This window comes from Brucella thiophenivorans, from assembly GCF_002252445.1.
GTDB classification, from domain to species: domain Bacteria; phylum Pseudomonadota; class Alphaproteobacteria; order Rhizobiales; family Rhizobiaceae; genus Brucella; species Brucella thiophenivorans.
Genome location: NZ_NNRJ01000021.1, coordinates 1 through 6,623 on the forward strand (window position 1 = coordinate 1; position 6,623 = coordinate 6,623).

Below are 6,623 nucleotides of genomic sequence, written 5' to 3' on the forward strand. Positions count from 1 at the left end.
ATAACTCATCAGATGTAAAAAATTTGCGACACAACCATACTGCATAAGCGACAATCTCACGCGGAAAACGAAACCCCTTCAACCGGGGAAAAGAACTCGGTAATTTCATGCCACATCGATACCGGAAACAACTAGATCAAACAACTTGGCAATGCCAGTTAGGGCAGAAATTTCCTCTACGTAGCCCTGAAATGGATCGCTATTACCGGTAAATATGTCGGAGCGGCCTACAGTTGATTTTTGAAAATCTGTCCGTCCTTCATAATCACGAGTAATTTGTTGCTTGGATCAGCTAACAGCTCGATATCAGCAATCGGGTCACCGTCCACTAAAAGCAAGTCAGCAAGCGCACCTTCTTCAACAACACCCAACTTTCCAGGATAAGGATTGCGCCGGTCTGATAATGCTAGAAGCTCGGCATTGTCTGCAGTTGCCATTTTAAGGACTTCCGCAGGCGTATACCATCGCGTCATCGTCGCGAGTTGCGATCCCTGCTGTGCGGCGCGTGCGGCATCAAAAAGGATGTCCGTGCCAAAAGCAACTTTTACACCGTGTTTCTTAGCCAATTTATATGCATTATCTGTACCGGCACGAACTGCCGCTGAACTAGCTTGTCCATCGCCGTGTGCGTGTTGGTTTGCATTTTCGTCATCAAGAAACGGTTGGAGGCTCCACCAAATCCCCTTCTCAGCCATCAATTTTACGGTCTCTTCATCCGCAAGCTGACCATGATCAATAACCTTGACACCAGCTTCAATCGCATTGCGGATGGGTTCCGGCGTATAGGCGTGAACCGTTACATAGGTGCCCCAATTTGCAGCAGCCTCTACCGCCGCACGGATCTCTTTTACACTCAATTGAACCGTATCAAGCGGTCCGTAAGGCGATGACACTCCGCCGCCAGAAACCACTTTAATCTGGCTCGCACCTTGCAATAATTGCTCACGCGTTCGCTTTCGTACTTCATCCGGTGAATCTACTATAGCAGACATGCCAACACGTTCTGCGTAACTCAATGCGCCCGACGGTGATGGTATTTCAGACAACATACGAAAGTCGCCATGACCGCCTGTCTGAGAAATCATAGCTCCCGATGGCCAAATGCGCGGACCCGGGATAACGCCTCTGTCGATGGCCATCTTGAGACCAAACGACGGGCCACCTAAATCTCGAACACTGGTAAAGCCACGCATTAAAGTTGCTTCAGCCTCAGCGCCAGCCAGCAATGTAACGAAATTTATAGGCGCGGTGGTCGCCACCGCCATCGAAGGGGCAACCATGAACGTGTGCCAGTGCGCATCGATGAGACCTGGCATCAGTGTACGCCCTTCACCGGCAATCTGGATTGCAGCGTTATCCGCCACGATCGGATCAGCGGAAATCTTGGCGATTTGATTGCCAGTGACAAGTACGTTCATGGGAGACGTCAACTTCGTGCCGTCGAAAATTCGAACATTCGAAAAAATGGTTTCCGGCTGTGATCGCGTTTGCGCTTGTAGCGCAGTTACCGTGAGGAACACCTGCACTGAACTTATCAGCATTATACCAAGTGACTTTAGCATCTAATTCCCCCGAACTATTAATCCGTATGATTTGTCATTCCCAAGTCATGCCAGTTGGGAAGCCGCATTAAAAACGATATGTAACCCCGAGCACAGGGCCGCTAAATCGAACGTCATAGACGTGGCCATGATGCTTATAATCGACATCCAGCACTTTATAGCCAGCGGACATCGATAGATTTTGAGTGAGCGTATAATTGACCGTAGACAAAACAGACCAGGTCAAATCAGAACTGACACTGAATCCGCCGATATCTGCCTGCGCTTGCAGGGACAGCCTGTCAGCCAGATTGACAAACATACGTGAGCCAACCACAGGATCAACCCAGCTGAAGCTCTCGTGATAACTCTCTGATCGTCCTAAACCGCTTGCGGTGATTTCGTTGGAGATGTGCCATATACGGATGCCGCCCAGTGCATCAAGAGTAAGACCGGGAACGTCGAGGACACGATACCCCCCTTGAAGGGTTCCCATAAATTGCTTTGTGTCTATACTTCCCGCAACGTCTATAGCAGGCAACTGTGAAGTGCCCGGAAATCTGTATGTATCACTGTCAGTTGTGTCCGTGTACATCACATTTGCAGAAAGCACGAACCGCTCATATCGGCCCCATATATTTACGAAACCTGCGACATTGAGACCGTCCCTACCATCTGAGAAGGAACGATCCACACCTACTGTTGGCCCCGGCCCAAAAGGTGACACCTCTCCTTTAAGTCCCGTTGCCCAGATGTATGGTGTAATTTGCAGTGCAAAGCTTGGACGCACCATCTCTGACGAGGGCCCAATATACTGCTCATTGTAGACATTATCTGCCGCATAAACATTTTGCGGAACACATAAGGCCAGACCAACTATCAAAATACGCCAATTCAACGCGATGCCCCTTCCCCACAAAATATCGCTCAATAAAACGCTTGGTCTAACTATGCGATATCTAAAATAAGCAGTTTCAGATTCCTGTTTAGAATACAATGCACTTGAAAGCATGTTTCTCTGTGAAATAAGGCGAATAAGATGGGTATTTTATCACTTTCATTTGCAAATTCATCACCAAATGAATAACCGTCGACAAACTGGGGATTTAGAGGCGGGGAATATTGTTATATGCTTAAAAAGCAACTTCGTGTGAGAGGCTCTTTCTGTGGCTCTGGCCTTGTAATTGGGGCGTTATTTTTTGCTGCTTCACTAACACCCAGCCTCATACCGCGTAATTACGTCTTTCAGGGTATTCTGGCCGGTGTAGCGTTCGGTTCTGGTTATGGCATCGGGGTGTTTCTGCGTTGGTTATGGTATTACTTAGAGCTACCCAGCCTCAATGCTCAGATCTTAAAATATGCCAAAATATTAGCGGCTATCATTTGCTTGAGCATCATGCTCGTGGCCTTGTATCAAACGGCAAGCTGGCAAAACTCGATCCGCAGCGTTTTGAATATGGAGCCTGTAGAAAGCGGTTACCCATTCAGTGTAAGCGCGCTCGCCCTTGTGAGCTTTGGCGTTCTTCTTATTTTGGCGCGTGGCGTAATCGTACTTGGCCGGATGATAATCAATAAACTCAATAGCTATTTTCCGCGCAGAGTATCGATTATTGTTGGCGCAGCAATAACGTTTGCTCTCATATTTACAATCGCGAACGGCGTCTTAGTTGAGTATTCATTCCGCGTATTAGACAGTTCTTTTCAACGATTTGATGCTCTGGTCGAACCGGACCGTCCGCAGCCCCTCATAGCTGAGCGCGCTGGCAACCCGGAGTCAAAACTTGATTGGCGCAAATTGGGTCGTGCCGGAAGAGAATTTGTAGCGTCAGGACCGACGGCATCCGAAATCAGTGATTTTAACAAGCGAGCCGCGCTGGAGCCAATTAGGCTTTACGCTGGATTGCAGGTTGCGGATACACCCGATGAACGCGCTCAATTACTACTAAGTGAATTAATCCGCACAGGTGCTTTTGATCGCGCCGCACTTGTTGTCATCACGCCAACAGGCACAGGGTGGGTTGACCCGTCCGCAATTGATGGACTGGAGTTCTTGTTTGACGGCGATGTCGCAAGCGTTGCCTTGCAGTATTCTTATTTAAACAGTCCGCTTTCACTGTTATTTCAACCAGAAAACGGACTTGCTTCATCACAGGCGCTTTTCCGGGCAGTTTATGATCATTGGAAAAAACTGCCGGTTGATCAGCGTCCAGAACTCTATCTTCATGGACTTAGCCTCGGTGCCTTCAATTCCCAGCGTTCTATAACTTTCTTTGATATTCTGGGAGATCCAATCAACGGCGCGGTCTGGAGTGGCCCACCATTTCCAAGTGAAAAATGGCGCTCGCTGACCAATACTCGCGATGCCGGATCAACAGAATGGTTGCCGGTTTTTCAGGATGGACGGTTTGTGCGCTTCATGAACCAGAGCGGCACGCCTGAGGGCAATACAGCGAAATGGGGCAACACGCGTTTCGTCTATTTACAATACGCCAGCGATGCGATCACCTTTTTTGATAAAAGTCTGGCCTATCAGGAAGCCGACTGGATGAAATCGCCGAGAGGTCCAGACGTCTCGCCTATGCTGGGATGGTATCCTGTTGTAAGCATGTTGCAAATACTCATCGACATGCCTTTAGCGGACACGGTGCCGATGGGCTATGGACACGTTTATGCGCCGGATCACTATTTAAATGCGTGGTTAGAAGTAACTGGCATAGAGGGTTGGAGCGCTGAACAAATAGAGGCACTTAAAAAGCATCTCAATAAGAGAGCTCAGCGTGAAGATGGTTATGAGTATCGTGGCGGTTGATTATTAAAAGCTAAAACTTATACGCCCGGGAATGCGAAGCAATCCTGGCAGATCGATAACTAGTTATCAGTTTGGATTCACTGAATGACCGCAGTATTTCAACTCTCTGTTTATACGTCTTTTTTAGCCTTCACAGCTTTGGGTATTGTGTTCTTTATATTTGGACGTTTGGTTTTGTGCGTTTTGGCAAGACATGCAAAGCGCAATCATCTTTCAATTCCTATCGGAGCATTTATAGGGACAGTGGCTACGGCTTGGGCGCTGGCGCTTGGCTTTGTGGCAGCCGACATCTGGGCCGTCGGTTCAAAAGCCGACCAAGCCACCAGTGATGAGCGCTCAGCAATTGTGCGGTTGATTGGTACTGCTAATTCCCCGGCAATTAATGCACCTCAACTGCGTGAAGCTTTGATAAAGTACAGAACAGCTGTCATAGATGATGAGTGGACCAAGAATATCAATCTGCGCCCGGTTGCCTCCGTTGAGACAGCATTACAGAATATTCGAAATGAAATTTTTGCGATAAGCCAAAGCGGTATACCAACACCTATTATCTCTCACCTTCTCAATGATTTTGATATTCTGCAAAATTCGAGAAACTTGAGGTTGGCAGTCGGAACGACGTCAGTTGATGCTTACAAATGGTATTTGGTATTGGCACTCACATTGATGACGATCATGACAATCGCTTCAACCCATGCTGACAGAACACGCGCTGGCAGCATGGCATTAACAATTTTTTCCTTTAGTGCAACCTTATGTTTATGGATTTTGGCAATCCATGCGAACCCATATCAAGGTCTTGAAAAGCTTGAACCAACGCTGCTGCTAACTGAAAATGCCCCTCAGACGTAACGAGAGTTAGTTCAGTCGGCTGTCAAATCAGAGAGTGGCGGAATAGTGCGATTAAACCCCTATTATAGCGGGCCAGTAACAGACCATTTCGACGGTCAAAGGTTCTACAACCCAGGTGAACCCGTGACTGATCATAGCTTACACGAAGTACTACGCTGGCAGCGTGCTTCTCCTAAAAACGCCTGGCCAACTAAGATCGATGTTCAGCAGATTGTGCCTGCAAGTCGTGTGGATGAATTGACCGTTACAATGGTCGGTCATGCGACGGTTCTCATTCAAATTGCCGGTCTTAATCTCCTCACCGATCCAGTATGGTCAGATCGCGCGGGTCCTTTTCACCTTGTCGGACCTAAACGTGTCGCTGTTCCCGGTATAGCATTGACCGACCTTCCGCCGATCGACGTAATCTTGCTTTCCCATAACCATTATGACCATTTTGACGTACAGACCTTAAGAAAGCTTAAGGCGGGGCATTCGCCGCTGTTCGTTACACCATTGGGCAATGATGTTTTGATCCGGCGTTACTTGCCAGATGCTCTTATCGAGACAGGTGATTGGGGAGATTTTGTCTCAATCGGCCAAAATTCGGAAATTCACATCGTTCCAGCAAACCATTGGTCAGGCCGCAGCTTACGTGATCGTCGTATGGCCCTTTGGTGCGGCTTTATGGTTAAAACGTCTGGAAGATTGATTTATTTTGCAGGGGACACCGGATATGGCACAGGGAGGATTTTCCGCGATATGAGACGACAATTTGGATCGCCTGATTTGGCAATTCTGCCATGCGGCGCTTATGATCCTCGTTGGTTCATGGCCCCTCAACATGTTGATCCAGAGGAAGCCATCCAAATTATGTGTGATCTGGACGCAAATAAAGTCCTGGGCATGCATTGGGGCGTGTTTAAACTCACAGACGAAGCATGGAATGATCCAGCTATTCGACTCTCAAAAGAACTTGAGGCCCGCGGAATCAATTCGACCCGTTTTGAGCCAATGCTACCGGGAAGCGTAGCACACATATCTTGACGCTATGCTCGGTACGATCCGGAGAAACGTTATCAAGCGTCCTATTTCCTTAGCTTATCCAAAACTCACAAACTCTTTGAACATGCGGATAGCGCAGTTCACGAGGCTGAGGTTAATGGGGATAGATTTTCGCGAATATACTTCACGGGCGTTTAAAATAATGTGGCTGTGAGGCTGCATCACTAAGCCAGCCTCAATACAGTGTCTGCTGGGGAATGCTGTTATCGGAAGCTAGCCGTCACGGGCTGTTATTGCGTTGGTGCATCTGTGGACGCCCCCTAGAATGCAAGACAAATTTTGATTTTATGGAGTGTAGTTGAGCACTGTCATCTGTCCGGCCTTTTTGTTGGCTTTTTAGAGGTTGTGTCGCAAATTTTTTACATCTGATGAGTTAT

General features: G+C 47.9%; 5 protein-coding genes and 1 pseudogene. 3 read left to right on the forward strand and 3 right to left on the reverse strand.

Annotated features, from left to right (window positions below; translation table 11 throughout):
* From CEV31_RS20905 to CEV31_RS12285, 3 genes and pseudogenes are all read right to left on the reverse strand, one after another.
* A pseudogene (locus CEV31_RS20905) lies at positions 1 to 109 on the reverse strand (IS6 family transposase); the annotation flags it as partial.
* 118 nt (positions 110 to 227) lie between these two features.
* Positions 228 to 1,418, reverse strand: coding sequence for a metal-dependent hydrolase family protein (locus CEV31_RS12280; protein WP_328587690.1), 1,191 nt, complete (start codon positions 1,416 to 1,418; stop codon positions 228 to 230).
* Positions 1,419 to 1,629: 211 nt separating this feature from the next.
* The gene (locus CEV31_RS12285; protein WP_235818087.1) at positions 1,630 to 2,472 is read right to left on the reverse strand and encodes an opacity family porin; all 843 of its coding nucleotides are present in this window, start codon (positions 2,470 to 2,472) and stop codon (positions 1,630 to 1,632) included.
* Between the two features lie 198 nt (positions 2,473 to 2,670).
* Between CEV31_RS12285 and CEV31_RS12290 the strand changes: the two genes are divergently transcribed.
* The 3 genes from CEV31_RS12290 to CEV31_RS12300 all read left to right on the forward strand — a co-directional run bounded on the left by CEV31_RS12290 (position 2,671) and on the right by CEV31_RS12300 (position 6,228).
* On the forward strand, positions 2,671 to 4,350 hold the full coding sequence (locus tag CEV31_RS12290) for an alpha/beta hydrolase (protein ID WP_094507370.1): 1,680 nt from the start codon (positions 2,671 to 2,673) through the stop codon (positions 4,348 to 4,350).
* Positions 4,351 to 4,434: 84 nt separating this feature from the next.
* Positions 4,435 to 5,202, forward strand: a complete 768-nt coding sequence (locus CEV31_RS12295; protein WP_094507371.1) for a bestrophin-like domain — start codon at positions 4,435 to 4,437, stop codon at positions 5,200 to 5,202.
* Between the two features lie 45 nt (positions 5,203 to 5,247).
* Positions 5,248 to 6,228 carry an MBL fold metallo-hydrolase gene (locus tag CEV31_RS12300; RefSeq protein WP_210190917.1) on the forward strand — a complete coding sequence of 327 codons (981 nt, stop codon included), beginning with the start codon at positions 5,248 to 5,250 and terminating at the stop codon, positions 6,226 to 6,228.
* Positions 6,229 to 6,623 lie beyond the last annotated feature (395 nt).